The sequence below is a fragment of the Citrobacter sp. R4 genome (genome assembly GCF_026719175.1).
GTDB classification, from domain to species: domain Bacteria; phylum Pseudomonadota; class Gammaproteobacteria; order Enterobacterales; family Enterobacteriaceae; genus Citrobacter_A; species Citrobacter_A sedlakii.
In genome coordinates, this window is sequence record NZ_JAPPSU010000021.1 from 1 (window position 1) to 19,547 (window position 19,547).

Annotated in this window: 19 protein-coding genes and 1 riboswitch; of the genes, 11 read left to right on the top strand and 8 right to left on the bottom strand. The window is 56.5% G+C overall.

Annotated features, from left to right (window positions below; genetic code table 11):
* The first annotated feature begins 607 nt into the window (after positions 1-607).
* The gene (gene purH, locus OOJ60_RS23325; RefSeq protein ID WP_205613253.1) at positions 608-2,197 is read left to right on the top strand and encodes a bifunctional phosphoribosylaminoimidazolecarboxamide formyltransferase/IMP cyclohydrolase; all 1,590 of its coding nucleotides are present in this window, start codon (positions 608-610) and stop codon (positions 2,195-2,197) included.
* 11 nt (positions 2,198-2,208) lie between these two features.
* A complete protein-coding gene (purD, locus tag OOJ60_RS23330) occupies positions 2,209-3,498 on the top strand; it encodes a phosphoribosylamine--glycine ligase (protein ID WP_205613254.1) in 1,290 nt (429 codons plus the stop codon).
* Here purD and zraR read toward each other — a convergent pair.
* Positions 3,495-4,820, bottom strand: a complete 1,326-nt coding sequence (zraR, locus tag OOJ60_RS23335; RefSeq protein WP_205613255.1) for a sigma-54-dependent response regulator transcription factor ZraR — start codon at positions 4,818-4,820, stop codon at positions 3,495-3,497. The genes purD and zraR overlap by 4 nt on opposite strands.
* Positions 4,817-6,220 carry a two-component system sensor histidine kinase ZraS gene (gene zraS, locus OOJ60_RS23340; RefSeq protein ID WP_205613256.1) on the bottom strand — a complete coding sequence of 468 codons (1,404 nt, stop codon included), beginning with the start codon at positions 6,218-6,220 and terminating at the stop codon, positions 4,817-4,819. Before zraS ends, zraR begins: the two co-directional genes overlap by 4 nt.
* A gap of 256 nt (positions 6,221-6,476) precedes the next feature.
* Here zraS and zraP point away from each other — a divergent pair, with 256 nt between their 5' ends.
* On the top strand, positions 6,477-6,911 hold the full coding sequence (gene zraP / locus OOJ60_RS23345) for a zinc resistance sensor/chaperone ZraP (RefSeq protein WP_060569365.1): 435 nt from the start codon (positions 6,477-6,479) through the stop codon (positions 6,909-6,911).
* A gap of 62 nt (positions 6,912-6,973) precedes the next feature.
* Here zraP and OOJ60_RS23350 read toward each other — a convergent pair whose 3' ends face one another.
* The 6 genes from OOJ60_RS23350 to nudC form a co-directional block, all read right to left on the bottom strand.
* Entirely contained in the window at positions 6,974-7,669 is a 696-nt protein-coding gene (locus OOJ60_RS23350) for a DUF1481 domain-containing protein (protein ID WP_042292996.1), read from the bottom strand.
* Between the two features lie 12 nt (positions 7,670-7,681).
* Complete coding sequence (hupA, locus tag OOJ60_RS23355) at positions 7,682-7,954, bottom strand: nucleoid-associated protein HU-alpha (RefSeq protein WP_001044509.1); 273 nt, start codon at positions 7,952-7,954, stop codon at positions 7,682-7,684.
* A gap of 186 nt (positions 7,955-8,140) precedes the next feature.
* Positions 8,141-8,731: a YjaG family protein gene (locus OOJ60_RS23360; protein WP_042292998.1), complete on the bottom strand. Its 591-nt coding sequence runs from the start codon at positions 8,729-8,731 to the stop codon at positions 8,141-8,143.
* A 41-nt stretch (positions 8,732-8,772) separates the two neighbouring features.
* Positions 8,773-9,444, bottom strand: a complete 672-nt coding sequence (gene nfi, locus OOJ60_RS23365) for a deoxyribonuclease V (RefSeq protein ID WP_042293000.1) — start codon at positions 9,442-9,444, stop codon at positions 8,773-8,775.
* 9 nt (positions 9,445-9,453) lie between these two features.
* Positions 9,454-10,518, bottom strand: a complete 1,065-nt coding sequence (hemE, locus tag OOJ60_RS23370; RefSeq protein ID WP_042293003.1) for a uroporphyrinogen decarboxylase — start codon at positions 10,516-10,518, stop codon at positions 9,454-9,456.
* Between the two features lie 40 nt (positions 10,519-10,558).
* Positions 10,559-11,332 carry an NAD(+) diphosphatase gene (gene nudC, locus OOJ60_RS23375; protein ID WP_042293005.1) on the bottom strand — a complete coding sequence of 258 codons (774 nt, stop codon included), beginning with the start codon at positions 11,330-11,332 and terminating at the stop codon, positions 10,559-10,561.
* A gap of 95 nt (positions 11,333-11,427) precedes the next feature.
* On the opposite strand from nudC, the gene OOJ60_RS23380 reads away from it, so the two are divergent.
* From OOJ60_RS23380 to OOJ60_RS23415, 8 genes are all read left to right on the top strand, one after another.
* On the top strand, positions 11,428-11,916 hold the full coding sequence (locus OOJ60_RS23380; protein WP_042293006.1) for an Rsd/AlgQ family anti-sigma factor: 489 nt from the start codon (positions 11,428-11,430) through the stop codon (positions 11,914-11,916).
* Positions 11,917-11,968: 52 nt separating this feature from the next.
* A riboswitch (TPP riboswitch) is annotated at positions 11,969-12,120 on the top strand.
* A gap of 89 nt (positions 12,121-12,209) precedes the next feature.
* The gene (gene thiC, locus OOJ60_RS23385) at positions 12,210-14,105 is read left to right on the top strand and encodes a phosphomethylpyrimidine synthase ThiC (RefSeq protein WP_205613257.1); all 1,896 of its coding nucleotides are present in this window, start codon (positions 12,210-12,212) and stop codon (positions 14,103-14,105) included.
* Entirely contained in the window at positions 14,105-14,746 is a 642-nt protein-coding gene (gene thiE / locus OOJ60_RS23390; RefSeq protein WP_042293012.1) for a thiamine phosphate synthase, read from the top strand. Before thiC ends, thiE begins: the two co-directional genes overlap by 1 nt.
* On the top strand, positions 14,733-15,488 hold the full coding sequence (locus OOJ60_RS23395; RefSeq protein WP_205613258.1) for a HesA/MoeB/ThiF family protein: 756 nt from the start codon (positions 14,733-14,735) through the stop codon (positions 15,486-15,488). The genes thiE and OOJ60_RS23395 overlap by 14 nt, the downstream gene beginning before the upstream one ends.
* A complete protein-coding gene (gene thiS / locus OOJ60_RS23400; protein ID WP_205613259.1) occupies positions 15,472-15,672 on the top strand; it encodes a sulfur carrier protein ThiS in 201 nt (66 codons plus the stop codon). The genes OOJ60_RS23395 and thiS overlap by 17 nt, the downstream gene beginning before the upstream one ends.
* Position 15,673: 1 nt before the next feature.
* Positions 15,674-16,444, top strand: a complete 771-nt coding sequence (gene thiG / locus OOJ60_RS23405) for a thiazole synthase (protein WP_042293019.1) — start codon at positions 15,674-15,676, stop codon at positions 16,442-16,444.
* Positions 16,441-17,574 carry a 2-iminoacetate synthase ThiH gene (thiH, locus tag OOJ60_RS23410; protein ID WP_205613260.1) on the top strand — a complete coding sequence of 378 codons (1,134 nt, stop codon included), beginning with the start codon at positions 16,441-16,443 and terminating at the stop codon, positions 17,572-17,574. Before thiG ends, thiH begins: the two co-directional genes overlap by 4 nt.
* Before the next feature lie 343 nt (positions 17,575-17,917).
* Positions 17,918-19,456, top strand: a complete 1,539-nt coding sequence (locus OOJ60_RS23415; protein ID WP_060569354.1) for a sensor domain-containing diguanylate cyclase — start codon at positions 17,918-17,920, stop codon at positions 19,454-19,456.
* The last annotated feature ends 91 nt before the right edge of the window (positions 19,457-19,547 follow it).

The window sequence follows — 19,547 nt, forward strand, 5'->3', positions numbered from 1 at the left end:
ATTAAACTTCGTAATGAATTACGTGTTCACTCAGAGACTTGGTATTCATTTTTTGTCTTGCGACATTAAGAATCCATGTCACTTTGAGTGCCCACACAGATTGTCTGATAAATTGTTAAAGAGCAGTTGCGACGCGCTTCAGCGCTCTGTCGCGAGGTGGCGTATATTACGCTTTCCTCTTTCAGAGTCAACCCTGAATTTCAGGATTTTTCTCTTCAACCGGACCGGCTGTTTGTGTGAAGTGATTCACATCCGCCGTGTCGATGGAGGCGCATTATAGGGAGTTCCCGAGCATCCGCAACAGAAAAATTGCAGAAAAATGTCTGACTGCTGCATTCCCCAGCAAAACCCCGCCTTATACCCTTTTACACACAGACTTATCCACAAAGATGGCGATCTTTGCGTAGATCGTTCCTGCAATAAAGGATCTTCAACAATGGGAAAAGCGATGTCGAAATCGAAAAAGAAAAATTCGCGAGCGTTGCGCAAACGTTTTCGTTACAATGCCCCCCGCAAAACAAGGATGCCCCATAAGGGGCGTTAGCTAAGTTTTTCGAGAAAGATTCAGCTAACGCTCTCTGTAATAGTCAAATCCAGGGGATTTACCATGCAACAACGTCGTCCAGTCCGCCGCGCTCTGCTCAGTGTTTCTGACAAGGCCGGTATCATCGAATTCGCCCAGGCACTTTCCGCACGTGGTGTGGAGCTGCTGTCGACAGGAGGCACTGCCCGTCTGTTAGCAGATAAAGGTCTGCCGGTGACCGAAGTTTCCGATTACACCGGTTTCCCGGAAATGATGGATGGACGCGTGAAGACCCTGCATCCGAAAGTCCACGGCGGCATTCTTGGCCGTCGCGGTCAGGATGATGGCATTATGGAACAACACGGTATCGCGCCTATTGATATGGTTGTGGTGAACCTGTATCCGTTCGCCCAGACCGTAGCCCGTGAAGACTGCTCGCTGGAAGACGCGGTTGAAAACATTGATATTGGCGGTCCGACCATGGTGCGCTCCGCCGCCAAGAATCATAAAGATGTCGCCATTGTGGTAAAGAGCAGCGACTACAACGCCATCATTAACGAAATGGATGCCAACGAAGGGTCACTGACCCTGAAGACGCGTTTCGACCTCGCCATCAAAGCCTTCGAACACACCGCCGCGTACGACAGCATGATTGCCAACTACTTTGGCAGTATGGTTCCGGCCTACCACGGCGAGAGTAAAGACGCCGCCGGTCGTTTCCCGCGTACCCTGAACCTGAACTTTATTAAAAAACAGGATATGCGTTACGGTGAGAACAGCCACCAGCAGGCCGCCTTCTATATAGAAGAAGAGATAAAAGAAGCGTCGGTCGCCACCGCTCAGCAGGTTCAGGGCAAAGCGCTCTCTTATAACAATATTGCCGACACCGACGCTGCGCTGGAATGTGTGAAAGAATTCAGCGAGCCGGCCTGCGTTATCGTTAAGCACGCCAACCCATGCGGCGTTGCCGTAAGCACCTCTATTCTGGACGCTTACGATCGCGCCTATAAAACCGATCCGACCTCCGCGTTCGGCGGCATTATCGCCTTCAACCGCGAGCTGGATGCTGAAACTGCTCAGGCCATCATCTCCCGCCAGTTTGTTGAAGTGATCATCGCGCCATCGGCCTCTGCAGAAGCGCTGAAAATCACTTCTGCCAAACAGAACGTGCGCGTGCTGGTTTGCGGCCAGTGGGCAGAACGCGTGCCGGGTCTGGACTTCAAACGCGTAAACGGCGGTCTGCTGGTTCAGGATCGCGATCTGGGCATGGTGACGGAAGCCGATCTGCGCGTGGTGACCAGACGTCAGCCGAGTGAGCAGGAACTGCGTGACGCGCTGTTCTGCTGGAAAGTGGCGAAATTCGTGAAGTCTAACGCCATTGTTTATGCGAAAGAGAATATGACTATCGGCATTGGCGCAGGCCAGATGAGCCGCGTTTATTCCGCGAAAATCGCCGGGATTAAGGCAGACGATGAAGGTCTGGAAGTCAAAGGTTCTGCAATGGCTTCTGACGCCTTCTTCCCGTTCCGCGACGGTATTGACGCCGCTGCCGCCGTGGGCGTGAGCTGCGTGATCCAGCCTGGCGGTTCTATCCGCGATGATGAAGTGATTGCCGCCGCCGATGAACACGGCATCGCGATGATCTTCACCGACATGCGCCACTTCCGCCATTAATGGAGCAACAGATGAAAGTATTAGTGATTGGCAACGGCGGGCGCGAGCACGCGCTGGCGTGGAAAGCCGCTCAGTCGCCAAAAGTCGAAACCGTCTATGTTGCGCCGGGTAACGCCGGTACCGCGCTGGAACCCACGCTGCAGAATGTGGCAATCAGCGCTACCGATATTCCGGCGCTGCTGAATTTCGCCCAAAGCGAGAAGATCGATCTCACCATCGTCGGGCCGGAAGCGCCGTTAGTGATGGGGGTGGTGGATACCTTCCGCGCCGCGGGTCTGAAAATCTTCGGGCCAACCGAAGGCGCCGCGCAGCTCGAAGGCTCCAAAGCCTTCACCAAAGATTTTCTCGCTCGTCATCACATCCCGACGGCGGAATACCAGAACTTCACCGACGTGGAGCCTGCTCTGGCTTACTTACGTGAAAAAGGCGCGCCAATTGTCATCAAGGCCGACGGTCTGGCCGCCGGGAAAGGCGTGATTGTCGCGATGACGCTCGAAGAGGCGGAAGCCGCGGTTCAGGATATGCTGGCAGGCAACGCTTTTGGCGACGCGGGTCACCGCATAGTAATCGAGGAATTTCTCGACGGGGAAGAAGCCAGCTTTATCGTGATGGTGGACGGCGAGCATGTACTGCCGATGGCAACCAGTCAGGATCATAAGCGCGTGGGCAATGGCGATACCGGCCTGAACACTGGCGGAATGGGTGCCTACTCGCCCGCGCCAGTGGTTACCGACGACGTTCATCAGCGCACCATGGAACGCATTATCTGGCCAACCGTAAAAGGGATGGCGGCGGAAGGCAATACGTATACCGGTTTCTTGTATGCGGGGCTGATGATCGACAAGCAGGGTAACCCGAAGGTCATTGAATTCAACTGCCGCTTTGGCGATCCGGAAACCCAGCCTATCATGCTGCGCATGAAGTCCGATCTGGTTGAACTGTGTCTGGCGGCCTGCGAAGGCAAACTGGACGCACAAAAATCCGAATGGGATAAGCGCGCTTCACTGGGCGTGGTGATGGCCGCGGGCGGATACCCGGGTGACTACCGCAACGGCGATGTGATCCACGGCCTGCCGCTGGAAGACGTGGCGGACGGTAAAGTCTTCCACGCCGGTACAAAACTGGCTGATGACGAGCAGGTCGTCACCAGCGGTGGTCGCGTTCTGTGCGTCACCGCACTCGGTGACACCGTTGCCGAAGCCCAGAAACGGGCGTATGCCTTAATGACCGACATCCGCTGGGACGACTGCTTCTGCCGTCACGACATCGGCTGGCGCGCCATTGAACGCGAGCAAAACTAACGCGACAGTTTTGCAAGCAGCGTTTTACGCGTAATCCCTAACTGACGGGCGGCTTCCGTTTTGTTGCCGCCCGTTTTTTCAAGCGCCGCCAGAATCACCTCTTTTTCAACCTCCACCAGCGGCTGAATGGTTTGCTCCTGCACAAGCGGGATCGGCTGTCCCGCAATCGTCAGCGGCAATTCACGTTCTGAAATGTACTCTCCCGTCAGCAACACCACGGCACGCTCAATGGCGTTTTCCAGTTCGCGGATATTCCCCGGCCAGGCGTAATGAATCAGCAGATCCATCGCCTGTGGCGTAAAGCCTTTCACCGCTTTGCGGTTACGTGCCGCAAAACGCTGAAGAAAATGTTCGGCTAACAGCGGAATGTCTTCCCGACGCTGACGCAGGGACGGCATTTCGATGGTTACCACGTTCAGCCGGTAGTAGAGATCCTGACGAAAGCGCCCGGCGCTGACTTCCTGCGCCAGATCCCGATGGGTGGCGGCGATCAGACGTACGTCAACCGTGAGCGTCTGGTTGCTGCCTACCCGCTGCACTTCACGCTCCTGGATTGCCCGCAGCAGACGCACCTGCATCATGGGCGAGATATCGCCGATCTCATCCAGAAACAGCGTACCGCCGTCGGCTTCGACAAAGCGGCCCTCGCGACGCTTGTCGGCGCCGGTAAACGCCCCCTTTTCATGCCCGAACAGTTCGGATTCCAGCAGGGACTCATTGAGCGCCGCACAGTTCAGCGTGACCAGCGGCTTGTCGCTGCGCGCGCTGCTGGCATGGAGCGCGCGCGCGACCAGCTCTTTGCCGGTACCGGAGTCACCATGAATCAGCACCGTCGCGTCGGATGGGGCAACCATTGCGATTTCGCTCAACAGCTGCTGCATCGCCGGGCTTTTTCCCACCATACCGAACTGGCTGGCGGAAACGGACGGCAGATCGCCCGCAGCCTCCTGCGCATGGGCCAGCGATTTCTCCAGCGTCTCCTGTAGGCGGTCAAAATCCAGCGGTTTGATCAGGTAATCCAGCGCCCCGGTTTTTAACGCTTCCACCGCCGTCTCGACGCTGGAAAACGCCGTCATGATCAGTACCGGAATTGCCGGGTTAAGCGCTTTAATCTCTTTGAGCGTCTCAATACCATCCAGTTCCGCCATGCGCACATCGCACAATACCAGGTCAAAGACATGCTCGCGTATCTTCTCCAGCGCCGCCCGCCCGCTGTATGCCAGCACGACGTTATAGCCCCAGCCGCGAAGCAGCGCCTGTAATATCGTGCAGTGGCTGACATCATCATCAACCACCAGAATGTCGATCATTTCGCCCGTCATCCTTGTACTTCCTTCTGTTTTGCTTTTACCGGCAGCCAGAGGGTAAAGATAGCGCCTTTGCCCGCCGGGCTTTCTGCCTTGATCGTCCCACCATGCTGTTCAATGATGTTTTGCACTACCGCCAGGCCCAGCCCGGTGCCTTCGGCTTTTGTGGTGTAGTAAGGGGTAAAAATCGTCTCCAGCTGTTCCGGCGCAATCCCCTTCCCGCTGTCTGCAACGACAATCTTAACGCGATCGGCACCGCTCATGCTCATATCGACGTTAATCGTACCTTGCCTGTCGATGGCGTGTATCGCGTTCAGGTAAAGGTTTAACAACACCTGCGTCAACCTGTCCGGATCGGCCTGAATAAGCGGCAGGGCCGCATTGGGCGTAAACCGCAATTCAATCGCCCGACTCTGCGCGTCCTGGCTCACCAACTGCAGCGAATGGGTAATGACCGTATTGAGATCTACCGGCTGGAGCGTCAAATGAGCGGGCTTCACCAGCTCAAGTAGCTCGCTGACGACCCGGTTTAACCGGTCGGCCTCTTTCGCCATCACCTGCGCCAGCGCGTGCGCTTCACCGCCCACCGGGGCGCGCTCGGCGAAATACCGCGCCAGCCCTTTAATGGATGACAGCGGATTGCGGATTTCATGCGCCACCCCCGCCGCCAGATGCCCAAGCGCCAGCAGTTTTTCCTGCCGGTTCATTTCGTCCTGAAGCAGTTGTCGCGAACGGAGATACCGTCGGTACCAGAAAAAGGCCATCAACGTCGCCAACAGCACTGTCGTTAAGGCGAAAAGCATGATCAGCATATTGCGCCACTCACGCGCCTGGGTGGTGGCTAACTCACTGGCGTCAAAGGCGATGAAAATCGTCTGCGGCGTGGAAGAGATTCCGGCATTGCGCCCCTCGCAACGCGGCATGGCGCCCATGCCGTGTCGACCCGGCGAATGTAGTGGCTGGAACTGGCGGCAAATCTCCAGTGCGGGAACGGTTTTCCCCTGTTCATCCACGGCGTCAACAGAGCGCCAGCGCGCGTCCTCACCGGGATGCAAATGCTGTATCTCATCTGCCGCGTAAAGGGTTCCGCCCACCCGCGCAGGATCGCTGTGCATCAGGATATTTCCCTGCGCGTCCGTGACCGCAAACCAAAGCACGCCAGGCTGCCCCGCCATCTCTTCCAACAGGGTCTGCTGCTGGGCGTGATGCATGCGCATCCCCATCCCGACGCGCGTGCCCGACTCCAGCGCGCGAATCAGCACGCCGCCTTTTTCCAGTAGCGTCTGACGTGCAGAGTCACTTTCCCGGCCATAATCACGGATCACCGCGGCGGCGAATAGCCCGACCAGAATCAGAATGGCGACGGGCAGTATGCCGCTGAGCCATTTCGTAACCGTATCCTTGTGGTGTCGCATAATCCCCTTCGCTTTCACCCGTTATTAATCTCTCCCGATTCAGCAGAAATCATGCCACTTTTTACCGCGCATATCCCTGTTTAGGCACTCAACCCCGGCCCGAAACGAGTAAAAATGACGCGCGGGGTTATTCCGGCGGGTCATTTTTACTCGCTTTTTCGTGAGCGCGCTGACTCAGGCCGCCATTTCCGGGGCTGAGTCCGCTGGCACGGAAGATGCAATACGGTGAGTGAGATGACCAACAGGAGGATAAATGATGAAACGGAATAACAAAGCAGGCCTGGCGATGATTGCGCTTTCGCTGATGGTTTTGGGCGCCAGCCCGGCGCTGGCACGGCATCACTGGGGTTATGGCGACGGAATGTGGCAGCAAAACGCCGCTCCGCTCACTGCGGAACAGCAAGCCGCCGCACAAAAAATCCATAATACGTACTACAACCAGGCCAACACACTGCGCCAACAGCTCATGTCTAAACGTTATGAGTATAACGCGCTGCTCTCCACCAATCCCCCGGACAGCGCAAAGATCAACGCCGTCGCGAAAGAGATGACGTCGTTACGCCAGTCGCTGGACGATCTGCGGGTGAAACGCGATGTGGAGATGGCGGAAGCAGGCGTACCGCAGGGCGCGGGTATGGGCTACGGCGGCTGCGGAGGACGTGGCGGTCATATGGGGATGGGGCACTGGTAAAGCGTACAAGGCCGGATGGCGGCATTGACTTATCCAGCCCTGAAAGCGCACGCCGACTGGCGTCAGAACGTCTTCTCGGTCGGCTGCCAGCGACAGAAGTCAGAGTTTGCCACCAGCAACAGTTGTGACCCTTCGGGCGCTTCCAGCCACGCCACGCTTACGTCCATTGACGAGTGGCGCTGGCGGCGCTCGATATGATTCATTGCCCATGGCTCCAGATCGGGTTTCAGTGTTTCGCCTTCACAGGTGGTCACCGTACGCTCAGCGGCATGCCAGCGTCCCTGTCGCAACACCACGCGCCCCAGGCGCAGTGCGTCGCTGGTCTGGCGAATCTGCCCCGCGCGATAGCGGTATAAGGCGATTTGATCGTTAGAAAGCTGCTGCTTATGTCCGTCGACTTCACGCTGCATAAAGCTCAGCTCACCGCGATCGTCAAACCGCACGCGGATATGCTCCGGCGGTTTGCTGTAAATATTGAGTTCAATCAGAGAGAGGGTTTCTCCCTGCCAGCGGTACTCGCTGGTGGTAGTACTGCCGTTACGCCACGGGCTAAACACCGAAAGCAGATGCACGCCGTCTGCTTCATCTTTACGCCAGATACGCACGGCGCCCTGATCGTCAGCGAATCCGCTGGCGGTAAAGGGCGGTGGAGAAGCGTTATGACTGCAGGCCGTCAGCAACAGCACGCCCGCCAGCGCCAGCGTACGACGCCAGACAGACAAAAGGGGCGACACCGCCCCTTCGTTAAAACTGTTCACAGCCACGCGGTCTTACTTAACAGCGTCTTTCAGTGCCTTACCAGAAACAAATGCCGGTACGTTAGCAGCGGCGATTTTGATTTCTTTACCGGTCTGCGGGTTGCGGCCAGTGCGCTCAGCACGGTGGTTCACTTTGAAGGTACCGAAACCAACCAGTTGTACAGCATCGCCTTCTTTCAGAGACTCAGTAATGGCAGCCAGAGTAGATTCCAGAGCAGCTTTAGCCTGGGTTTTGGACAGTTCTGCTTTGTCTGCAATTACATCAATCAGTTGAGTCTTGTTCATAAGTTATCCTTACAATGTGTTTATCGCTTGCTAAGCATCGAGTGCGACGGAAATGCCAGAAAAGCACTCTCCTGCATACACGCACCGATAGCCACTTTTTTTCGCCCTCCAAATGTAGACCAGACGGGGGGCGGAAGGGAAGCCTTCAGGCACGACAATTCAGACGTTAAATCACGTTTTCGTGTCTTATTGCTGAAAATTTATACCGATATTGCTCTCGCCAGCCTCACGCAGGTCTGCTCTGAGCCCTTTTATCAGTTCAATGTCGCGTTCTTCGCAGTCGGCTAAAAGTCGGAATATTTCCCACTGAATATCCCATTCCTGCTCAACCGCAGGGTTCTCTTTCAGCTCCTCATCGGTCATTTCGCGACCCGCCTGAGTCATTTCCAGCATCGCTACCGTGGTAATGGATGTCTTACTGACTTCAATGGCATGTTCAAGCGTTTCTCCGCTCAAACGTGAATGTACCAGTTCGCTCAACGCCACGCAGGCGTCTATCGCCGGATAAACGCCATACAGGTCATAGTCGTCCGCGACCGGAATCGCCTCTTCGAATTTCTCCAGTTGGCTGTCGAAATTCACTTTCGCGTCTTTCACCGTCAGCGTTTCCCAGATGAGGTCGAGGATACGGCGATACACCTGACCATCGCCAAAGTCCGTCTGTTTGCAGAACATGGCGTAGTTCGGATACATGCGCTCGCACAGGCAGGCCATAAACGTAACGTGCTGCCAGCTTTCCAGGCGTTCCAGACGCAGATGAATCGGGTTTTGTAACATGATGAATTCTCAAAACGGAAATTAGCCGCAGTGTACATTAATCAGGGCTGAATTTCCTGCCATCGCGTGAAGGCCGGACGCCCTGACGCAACGGCATCCGCCCAGCGAGTCGGCTCCGGTAGACGATAACCTTTCATGCAGCGTTGCACCCACGCCAGCGCGCTGTCCAGCCCGACGCGATGCCCTGTCGCGATAAACAGCGGATTACACCGCGCCTTGCTGCGCCACACCCAGGCCAGCTGCTCGCCTTTGTCCATCAGCGGCGCCAGTGCGCCAGGCTCCGCGGAGAGCGGTTCAAACTTGCCGCACAGGCGTTTTTTCGCCACGCCAATAGTGGGCACGTCCACCAGCAGCCCAAAATGGCTGGCGACGCCGAGACGGCGCGGGTGTGAAACACCGTGACCGTCGACAAACAGCAGGTCGGGTTTTTGCGACAGTTGTTCCCACGCCGCGAGCAGCGCGGGGTATTCACGAAACGAGAGGAAGCCGGGGATATAAGGCATGGTGGTGGCGATACGCGCCACCTTGTATTCGACCAGCTCAAGAGAAGGGTATTTCAGCAAAACCATTGCTGCTCGCGTCACCTCTCCCCCCTGCTCAAACCCGACGTCTGCCCCGGCGATCAGATCCGGCGGATCGTTATCGAGCCGATCCTCGCGGATCACGGATGAAGCAAGGTCAAGTTGTTGAGCGCGTAGCGACGCGAGATCCATGGTTTCTCCTTAGCGGTGGTATTGCGCGGACAGTCGGTGTACGGCCTCCACAAATGCGCCAGCGTGTTCCGGCGGCACATCCTGATGGATGCCGTGGCCGAGGTTAAAGACGTGGCCTTCGCCCTGGCCGAAACCAGAAAGTATAGACGCCACTTCCTCTTCGATGCGGGCAGGCGGCGCATAAAGCATCGACGGGTCCATGTTGCCTTGCAGGGCGACCTTATGCCCGACGCGGCGACGCGCGTCGGCAATATCGGTGGTCCAGTCCAGTCCCAGCGCGTCACAGCCGGTTTCCGCCATCGCTTCCAGCCACTGTCCGCCGCCTTTGGTGAATAGTGTGACCGGCACGCGGCGACCGTCATTTTCGCGTAGCAGGCCATCGACAATTTTGTGCATGTAGTACAGTGAGAACTGCTGATAGTCGCGTCCGGTCAGCACGCCGCCCCAGGTATCGAAAATCATCACCGACTGGGCGCCCGCTTTGATTTGCGCGTTGAGATATAGCGTGACGCTTTTCGCCAGCTTATCGAGCAGCGCGTGCAGGGTATGCGGGTCGGCGTACATCATCTTCTTGATCACGGTGAAAGCCTTGCTGCTGCCGCCTTCCACCATGTAGGTCGCCAGCGTCCACGGGCTACCGGAGAAGCCGATGAGCGGGACCTCGCCTTTCAGTTCACGGCGAATCGTACGCACGGCGTTCATCACGTAGCCCAGCTCGTCTTCCGGATCGGGAATGGGGAGTTTGTCGACGTCAGCCTTACAGGCGACCGGCGAAGTAAAACGTGGGCCTTCTCCGGCTTCAAAGTAAAGGCCCAGCCCCATCGCATCCGGAATGGTCAGAATGTCCGAAAAGAGGATCGCCGCATCCAGCGGATAACGGCGCAGCGGCTGGAGCGTGACTTCGCAGGCCAGCTCGGCGTTTTTGCACAGGGACATAAAATCGCCTGCCTGGGCGCGGGTCGCTTTATACTCCGGTAAATAACGGCCAGCCTGGCGCATCATCCATACCGGGGTGACATCAACGGGCTGGCGCAGCAGCGCACGCAGATAACGATCGTTTTTCAGTTCGGTCATTTTGCAGTTCCTTATTGCGTCAGTCCGTCAGTTTACCATGTCATTCATATTCAGCCCGACATATTGCCACCGTATCTTCGATCAGACGCCGCGCGACGGTGCCTGGCGGCGGCAAAAGCGGTAAATCGTCGTAGCGATACCAGTCCGCTTCCAGCAACTCTTTTGGATCGATGACAATCTCGCCGCTGTCGTATTCCGCCATAAACGCGGTCATCAACGACATCGGGAACGGCCACGGCTGCGAGGTCACGTAGCGCAGATTTTTCACGGTAATCCCGCTTTCTTCCATCACTTCGCGCGCGACGGCCTGTTCCAGCGTTTCGCCCACCTCCACGAACCCGGCGAGCACGGTATGAATGCCATTGCGATGGCGGGTATGTTGGGCGAGCAGAAGGGTGTCATCACGACGAATGGCGACAATAATACAGGGGGCGATTTGTGGATAGTAGCGTTCACGGCAGTGGCGACACAGCATTGCCCATTCGGTTTTACTCGGGTGCATAGGGTGACCGCAGTAGCCGCAGAATTTGTGCGAGCGGAAGAACTCCGCCAGCTGCACGCCCCGCCCCGCCAGTTGAAACAAGCCGACATCCTGATCGATAACCTGGCGGACTGACCCCATATCGTGACGACGCTGCTGCTGTATCAACCAGACAGACTCACCTTCCCATTCGCCAATGTGTAATGCGCGCTGTCCCACAAGATCGAAATTTGCCGCGTCGCCGTGTGGCAATTCCCCATGGGGCAACCATAATTTTTGTTCATGACTGACGATCCACCAGCCGTGATCCCATTTTTCAATAATACGATCCATAGCTCTTGCACTACCTTTGCGTCACTGGCATGTTGATAACATTATTTTTACATTTCTGGGTAAGCAGTTTTAACTCTACACTTGCGGAGTCAATCATGTTAAACCAGCTGGAAAACCTGACGGAACGCGTCGGTGGAAGTAATAAACTGGTTGATCGCTGGCTACATGTACGTAAGCATCTGCTCGTGGCTTACTACAATCTGGTTGGCATTAAGCCTGGCAAAGAATCGTACATGCGGTTGAATGAAAAAGCGCTGGATGATTTTTGTCAGAGCCTGGTCGATTACCTTTCCGCCGGACACTTCAGTATTTATGAACGTATTCTGCATAAATTGGAAGGGAACGGTCAGCTTTTAAACGCGACCAAAATCTGGCCACAGCTGGAAGCCAATACCCAGCAGATCATGAACTACTATGATTCCACTCTCGAGACCGCCATCGATCATGACAATTGCTATGAATTTCAACAGGCGCTGTCGGATATCGGCGAAGCGCTGGAAGCACGCTTTGTTCTCGAAGATAAGCTGATTATGCTGGTATTTGACGCCATGCATGACCACGCCAGAATTAAACGACCTGCTTGAGTTCTGCGCAATTAACGAGTAGGTTAAAAACGTCCCCCTCTCCGGAGGGGATGTCATCTTGTCGGAGTGCCTGATTTCCACAACGTATCCGCGATGCCAGAAGGTAACGCAAAGAATGAAGTGGAAAAGGCTGAGACCGTTAATTCGGGATCCGCGGAACCTGATCAGGTTAAGACCTGCGAAGGGAACAAGAGTAATTCTGCATCATGCACCTGCCCGCAAGGGCGGCGCACATCCATTACTCCATCCGTCGTCTGACAAGCCACGTCCTTAATTTTTTTATGGAATGAGCTATGTCTACCACTCAGTTAACCCGTCGCGAACAGCGCGCCCAGGCCCAGCATTTTATTGATACGCTGGAAGGCACCGCTTTCCCCAATTCGAAGCGGATCTACATTACCGGTTCACAGCCGGATATCCGCGTCCCGATGCGGGAGATCCAGCTTAGCCCGACGCTTATCGGCGGCAGCAAAGAGGCTCCTCAGTTCGAAGCTAATGAAGCCGTACCGGTGTACGATACCTCCGGCCCCTATGGCGACCCGGAAATTGCCATCAACGTGCAGCAGGGTCTGGCGAAACTGCGCCAACCGTGGATTGACGCGCGTGAGGACAGTGAAGCGCTCAGCGATCGCAGCTCTGCCTATACCAAAGCTCGCCTGGCCGACGACGGTCTGGATGCGCTGCGCTTTACCGGCCTGCTGACGCCAAAACGCGCCAAAGCGGGTCGCCGTGTCACACAGCTACATTACGCCCGCCAGGGGATCGTCACGCCAGAGATGGAATTTATCGCCATTCGTGAAAACATGGGCCGTGAGCGCATCCGCAGCGAAGTCCTGCGCCATCAGCATCCGGGCGAGGGCTTTGGCGCACGCCTGCCGGAGAACATCACGCCGGAGTTTGTGCGTGACGAAGTGGCTGCGGGCCGCGCGATTATTCCCGCCAACATCAACCACCCGGAATCCGAGCCAATGATCATTGGCCGCAATTTCCTGGTGAAGGTCAACGCTAACATCGGCAACTCGGCGGTCACTTCCTCCATCGAAGAAGAGGTGGAAAAGCTGGTATGGTCAACCCGCTGGGGCGCAGACACGGTCATGGACCTCTCCACCGGCCGCTATATTCACGAAACCCGCGAGTGGATCCTGCGTAACAGCCCGGTGCCGATCGGCACTGTCCCGATCTATCAGGCGCTGGAGAAAGTTAATGGGATCGCTGAAGATCTCACCTGGGAAGCCTTTCGCGACACATTGCTGGAACAGGCGGAACAGGGCGTGGACTACTTCACTATTCACGCCGGCGTGTTGCTGCGTTACGTGCCAATGACGGCGAAACGCCTGACTGGCATCGTCTCGCGCGGTGGGTCGATCATGGCGAAGTGGTGTTTGTCCCATCATCAGGAAAACTTCCTCTATACGCATTTCCGCGAGATCTGCGAAATCTGCGCCGCTTACGACGTTTCGCTCTCGCTGGGAGACGGCCTGCGCCCCGGTTCCATTCAGGATGCCAACGACGAAGCGCAATTCGCTGAACTGCACACCCTGGGCGAGCTGACAAAAATCGCCTGGGAATACGACGTACAGGTGATGATCGAAGGGCCAGGACATGTGCCGATGCAGATGATCCGTCGCAACATGACCGAGGAGCTGGAACACTGCCACGAAGCGCCGTTCTACACCCTGGGGCCGTTAACCACGGATATTGCACCGGGATATGACCACTTCACCTCCGGCATTGGCGCGGCGATGATCGGCTGGTTTGGCTGCGCCATGCTCTGCTATGTGACGCCGAAAGAACACCTCGGTTTGCCAAACAAAGAGGACGTGAAACAGGGGCTGATCACCTACAAAATTGCCGCCCACGCCGCGGATCTGGCGAAAGGCCACCCGGGCGCGCAGATCCGCGACAACGCGATGTCGAAAGCGCGCTTTGAATTCCGCTGGGAAGACCAGTTCAACCTGGCGCTGGACCCGTTTACCGCTCGCGCCTATCACGACGAAACCCTGCCGCAGGAATCAGGCAAAGTAGCCCACTTCTGCTCCATGTGCGGGCCCAAATTCTGCTCGATGAAAATCAGCCAGGAAGTGCGTGACTACGCCGCCGCGCAGACCATTGAAGTGGGGATGGCGGATATGTCGGAGAATTTCCGCGCCAGGGGCGGCGAAATTTATCTGCGTAAGGAGGAAGCGTGATGTATCAGCCCGATTTTCCTTCCGTCCCTTTTCGTCTGGGGCTGTATCCGGTTGTCGACAGCGTCGCGTGGATCGAACGCCTGCTGGAGGCGGGCGTACGTACCCTCCAGCTACGCATCAAGGATAAACGCGATGAAGAGGTAGAGGCTGACGTGGCCGCCGCCATTGCGCTCGGGCGTCGCTACGATGCCCGCCTGTTTATCAACGACTACTGGCGGCTGGCGATCAAGCACAATGCCTACGGCGTACATCTGGGCCAGGAAGATCTGGAAACCACCGATTTGCATGCCATCCGCGAAGCCGGCTTGCGACTTGGCGTTTCCACTCATGACGATATGGAGATCGACGTGGCGCTCGCCGCTCGCCCCTCCTATATCGCCCTCGGCCACGTTTTCCCGACGCAAACCAAACAGATGCCTTCGGCGCCGCAGGGGTTGACACAGTTGACGGCGCACATTAAGCGCCTTGCCGATTATCCCACCGTCGCCATCGGCGGGATCAGCCTTGAACGCGCCCCTGCCGTGCTGGAAACCGGTGTCGGTAGCATTGCGGTGGTCAGTGCGATCACTCAGGCCGAAGACTGGCGCGTCGCTACCGCGCAGTTACTCGAATTAGCAGGAGTGGGTGATGAACGATCGTGATTTTATGCGCTACAGCCGTCAAATTCTGCTTGGCGAGATTGCCGTAGAAGGGCAGCAAAGGCTACTCGACAGCCATGTGCTGATTGTCGGCCTGGGCGGTTTAGGTTCGCCTGCCGCGCTTTATCTGGCTGGCGCAGGCATCGGCACGCTGGTGCTGGCCGACGACGACGAGGTGCACATCAGCAACCTGCAACGTCAAATACTGTTCACTGCTGATGATATCGCGCACCCCAAATCGCAGATCGCGCGGCAGCGTCTGGCGCGTCTCAATCCGGATATCGAGTTGATCGCGTTACCGCAACGCCTGTCCGGTGACGCCCTCAGGCAGGCGGTGGCGCAGGCGGATGTGGTGCTCGACTGCACCGATAATATGGCGACGCGTCAGGCGATTAACGCTGCCTGCGTGGCGCTTGATACGCCGCTGATTACCGCCAGCGCCGTTGGGTTCGGCGGACAGCTCATGGTACTGACGCCGCCCTGGACGCAGGGCTGTTACCGCTGCCTGTGGCCGGACGACGATGAGCCAGAGCGCAACTGTCGTACCGCAGGCGTGGTTGGCCCGGTGGTCGGGGTGATGGGCGCATTACAGGCGCTGGAGGCGATTAAATGGCTTAGTGGTGTGGAAGCGCCCACCGGCGAAATGCGCCTGTTTGACGGCAAAACCAGCCAGTGGCGCAGCCTGGCGTTACGGCGCGCCAGCAACTGTCCGGTCTGCGGAGGGCAACATGCATATCGTGTTTAATGATGAGCCAATACAGTGTGCGAGTGAGCTGTCGGTGTCAGACCTGCTGACGCAGCTCAATCAGCTTAAGCCCGGCACCGCGCTGGCGCTCAATCAACAGATCCTGCCGCGCGAGCAGTGGGAACGCCAAATCGTGCAGGAAGGCGACCAGATCCTGCTTTTTCAGGTTATCGCAGGGGGTTGAGATGTTACGTATCGCAGATAAAACCTTTGATTCACATCTGTTTACCGGCACGGGGAAATTTGCCTCGCCGCAGTTGATGATTGACGCCATCCGCGCCTCAGGCAGTCAGTTGGTGACGCTGGCGATGAAGCGGGTAGATTTGCATAAGCCAAATGACGCGATACTCGCGCCGCTGATCGAGGCAGGTATGACGCTGTTACCTAACACCTCCGGCGCGAAAACGGCTGAAGAAGCCATTTTTGCCGCACAGCTGGCGCGCGAAGCGCTCGGGACAAACTGGCTGAAGCTCGAAATCCATCCTGATGCCCGCTGGCTGCTGCCGGACCCCATCGAAACAGTGAAAGCCGCCGACGCGCTGGTGAAACAGGGATTCGTAGTATTGCCCTACTGCGGCGCTGACCCGGTGTTGTGCAAACGGCTGGAAGAAGCAGGCTGCGCGGCGGTGATGCCGTTAGGCGCGCCAATTGGCTCTAATCAGGGGCTGGAAACGCGCGCGATGCTGGAGATCATCATCCAACAGGCGACTGTTCCGGTGGTGGTGGACGCTGGCATTGGCATCCCCAGCCACGCGGCGCAGGCCCTGGAAATGGGGGCGGATGCCGTGCTGGTTAATACGGCCATCGCGGTGGCTGACGATCCGGTCACCATGGCGAGCGCCTTCCGCCTGGCGGTCGAAGCCGGGTTACTGGCACGCCAGGCGGTACCCGGCTCTCGTCGCGCCAGCGCCAGCGCCACCAGCCCGCTGACGGGCTTTCTGGAGGCGTCAGTATGAAAACGTTCACTGAGCGCTGGCGACAGCTGGACTGGGATGATATTCGCCTGCGCATCAACAGCAAAACGTCCGCTGACGTGGAACGGGCGCTTAACGCTCACGTACTCAGCCGTGACGATATGATGGCGTTGCTGTCACCTGCGGCCAGCGCGTATCTGGAACCACTGGCGCAGCGGGCGCAGAAGCTTACCCGCCAGCGCTTCGGCAACACGGTAAGCTTTTACGTTCCGCTGTATCTCTCTAATTTGTGTGCAAACGACTGTACTTACTGTGGTTTTTCAATGAGCAACCGCATCAAGCGCAAGACGCTGGATGAGGCAGAGATTGCGCGGGAGTGCGACGCCATTCGCGATCTGGGGTTTGAGCATCTGCTGCTGGTGACCGGTGAACATCAGGCTAAGGTGGGAATGGACTATTTTCGTCGCCACCTTCCCGCTATTCGTCGTCGGTTTTCATCGTTGCAGATGGAGGTGCAGCCATTATCGGAAGCGGAGTACGCCGAACTAAAAACGCTGGGACTTGACGGCGTGATGGTGTATCAGGAAACCTGGCATGAGGCGCAGTATGCGCAACACCATCTCCGGGGCAAGAAGCAGGACTTTATCTGGCGGCTCGAAACGCCGGATCGTCTGGGGCGCGCCGGGATCGATAAAATTGGCCTTGGCGCGCTGATTGGCCTTTCGGACAGTTGGCGGGTCGATTGCTACATGATGGCTGAACATCTGCTCTGGTTGCAGCAACACTACTGGCAGAGCCGGTATTCTGTCTCTTTCCCGCGCCTGCGTCCGTGCACGGGGGGTATAGCGCCAGCATCGCTCATGGATGAACGTCAACTGGTGCAGACCATTTGCGCCTTTCGTCTGTTCGCGCCGGAGATTGAGCTGTCGCTGTCCACGCGGGAGTCGCCGTGGTTTCGGGACCACGTTATTCCTCTGGCCATCAATAACGTCAGCGCCTTCTCGAAAACGCAGCCGGGCGGCTATGCCGACAACCATCCTGAACTGGAGCAGTTCGTCCCCCATGATAACCGGCGTCCTGCCGCTGTCGCCGACGCGCTTAGCGCCCGGGGGTTACAGCCGGTGTGGAAGGACTGGGACTCATACCTTGGGCGCGTCTCGCAAAGATCATGAACGATAATGTAAACCGGTAATTATTCTCCGGGCCGCTACGGAGAACAGAAAACGGGCGGTTGCTGTCAGCCACCCGCTTTTTTAAGGTACGTCCGTCAGCAGTGCTGTCCAGGGCGAAAAGCTTCTTCCTCGTTTCGCCCTGCCCTCACTGCTATCGGCGAGGTTAAATCCCAGTTTCAGCGAAAAGTGGTAACAAGACGGCGTAATATTTAAGATAAATCACCGCGAGTCATATTGTCGGGATTATAATTACAGGCATCCTTTCCTGATATGCAAAGCCACTTTGCGCGTTTCACGGCGCACTTATCTTCAGGATTTTTACCTTCTGGAACAAGTAACAGTAATGGCACGTCATAACAGAAAACTCTCTTTTACCACACCCATACTGGTGAGCTTTACGGGGATCTTGCTGAGCTTTGTGCTGATCGCCATCTTTATTACGTTTACTCAACGGAATGATTTCCTTGAGGATTACCATAACATCAACCGTAACTTTACCCATAACCTCGCGGTGAACTATACCGAGTCGCTGTTGCGGGAAAATGATTATATTCTGGGCCGCGCGGCGACCTTTTTTTCCCGCAATGATCATTTGAATGAAACGGTGAACCTCGACCCGGACAACGGCCTGAAGACGCTGATGCAGTTACAAACGCTGATGCCTTCCGTCTCTTCCGTCTCGCTGGCTGATATTGAGGGTCATTATCTGCGCGCGCCGCAGGTGCTGAACAACGAACGCAGTCGGTCTTTTGACGCCAAAACGCGCCCGTGGTTTATGGATCAAGCCGAGGCCAGCACCTTTAGTCGCTACACCTCACCCTACCTTGACCACTTCACTCGCAATCCGACGGTGACGATCTACAAACCCATCATCTCGCCGGAGGGCAAACTGAAAGGCAGTATCGCATTTCACCTCGATCTGACCTCGATGGGGTATACCCTGCGTCAGATGGTTGCCCCTGTACAGGGAGAATTTTTCGTGGTCGATCGAGACGGGCAGGTGGTGCTTCATCCGGATACGGGCGCGTTGTTCAAGCAGTACGTCAGTAAAGACATCATGAATAAGATGACCAGCGGTGAAGGGAACCTGTACGATCCGGACAGTCAAACCTGGTACTACTACTATTCATTTACTAATCCGGACTGGTTTGTGATTTATCGGGTGTCTAATCCCACGCTGTTGGATCTGACACGCCATGAGACCAATATTGTCGCCTGGGGCTTTGCCCTCGCCGCCATCATGATTGCATTGTTCGGCCTTTATTTGCGTCACGCTTCGCGTACGGTACTGATGAACATTATCAATGCGATCAAAACCGGCGACGTTAACCGCGCGCCGCGTCTTGAAGCGATGCTCAGTAAAGCCATTGAATCCAACAAAGAACGCGAGTTGATTTACGTGCGTCAGGCGACGATTGACGCCCTGACCGGCTGTAAAAACCGGCGCGCGTTTGATAACGACATTGCCGCGCTGATGAACGATCACCAACCGTTTGCCCTGGCGCTGGTAGATATTGATAACTTTAAATCCATCAATGACACATGGGGCCACCTGAACGGAGACATTGTTTTACGCAACGTCGCGCGTGAAGGCATTCAGATCCTGCAACCCGAGGCGGTGTCCTTGTACCGCTATGGCGGTGAAGAATTTGCCGTACTGTTTTCGGGTGAGCAGTTAAACAATGCGCTTCCGTTGCTGGAACGCTGGCGTGAACAGATCGCCCGGCGAACCTGGCGCGAGGAAGGGTTACATGTCACCTTCAGCGCCGGACTGGGTGAATGGAATCTGGAAAGCCAGGAACAGTTGGTGATGCGGGTAGATGAAGCCTTGTATAAAGCGAAACAGGAAGGCAAGAATCGCATCATCACCACCAACGGCTAATTTCGACCCCACCCTGCAAAGCCCGTCACGACGGGCTTTTTTACGAATTAAGAAAAACCGTAACCGGTTTCATTTTTTGTGCGGTTTCTTT

Excerpts from the sequence above, each read along its gene's own strand:
- nudC (WP_042293005.1), bottom strand. The coding sequence starts at position 11,332 with ATGGATCGTATTATTGAAAAATGGGATCACGGCTGGTGGATCGTCAGT.
- OOJ60_RS23415 (WP_060569354.1), top strand. The coding sequence starts at position 17,918 with ATGGCACGTCATAACAGAAAACTCTCTTTTACCACACCCATACTGGTG.
- nfi (WP_042293000.1), bottom strand. The coding sequence starts at position 9,444 with ATGGATCTCGCGTCGCTACGCGCTCAACAACTTGACCTTGCTTCATCC.
- zraP (WP_060569365.1), top strand. The coding sequence starts at position 6,477 with ATGAAACGGAATAACAAAGCAGGCCTGGCGATGATTGCGCTTTCGCTG.
- OOJ60_RS23380 (WP_042293006.1), top strand. The coding sequence starts at position 11,428 with ATGTTAAACCAGCTGGAAAACCTGACGGAACGCGTCGGTGGAAGTAAT.
- thiG (WP_042293019.1), top strand. The coding sequence starts at position 15,674 with ATGTTACGTATCGCAGATAAAACCTTTGATTCACATCTGTTTACCGGC.
- OOJ60_RS23395 (WP_205613258.1), top strand. The coding sequence starts at position 14,733 with ATGAACGATCGTGATTTTATGCGCTACAGCCGTCAAATTCTGCTTGGC.
- thiH (WP_205613260.1), top strand. The coding sequence starts at position 16,441 with ATGAAAACGTTCACTGAGCGCTGGCGACAGCTGGACTGGGATGATATT.
- purH (WP_205613253.1), top strand. The coding sequence starts at position 608 with ATGCAACAACGTCGTCCAGTCCGCCGCGCTCTGCTCAGTGTTTCTGAC.
- zraR (WP_205613255.1), bottom strand. The coding sequence starts at position 4,820 with ATGACGGGCGAAATGATCGACATTCTGGTGGTTGATGATGATGTCAGC.
- purD (WP_205613254.1), top strand. The coding sequence starts at position 2,209 with ATGAAAGTATTAGTGATTGGCAACGGCGGGCGCGAGCACGCGCTGGCG.
- thiC (WP_205613257.1), top strand. The coding sequence starts at position 12,210 with ATGTCTACCACTCAGTTAACCCGTCGCGAACAGCGCGCCCAGGCCCAG.
- thiS (WP_205613259.1), top strand. The coding sequence starts at position 15,472 with ATGCATATCGTGTTTAATGATGAGCCAATACAGTGTGCGAGTGAGCTG.
- hupA (WP_001044509.1), bottom strand. The coding sequence starts at position 7,954 with ATGAACAAGACTCAACTGATTGATGTAATTGCAGACAAAGCAGAACTG.
- OOJ60_RS23360 (WP_042292998.1), bottom strand. The coding sequence starts at position 8,731 with ATGTTACAAAACCCGATTCATCTGCGTCTGGAACGCCTGGAAAGCTGG.
- zraS (WP_205613256.1), bottom strand. The coding sequence starts at position 6,220 with ATGCGACACCACAAGGATACGGTTACGAAATGGCTCAGCGGCATACTG.
- hemE (WP_042293003.1), bottom strand. The coding sequence starts at position 10,518 with ATGACCGAACTGAAAAACGATCGTTATCTGCGTGCGCTGCTGCGCCAG.
- thiE (WP_042293012.1), top strand. The coding sequence starts at position 14,105 with ATGTATCAGCCCGATTTTCCTTCCGTCCCTTTTCGTCTGGGGCTGTAT.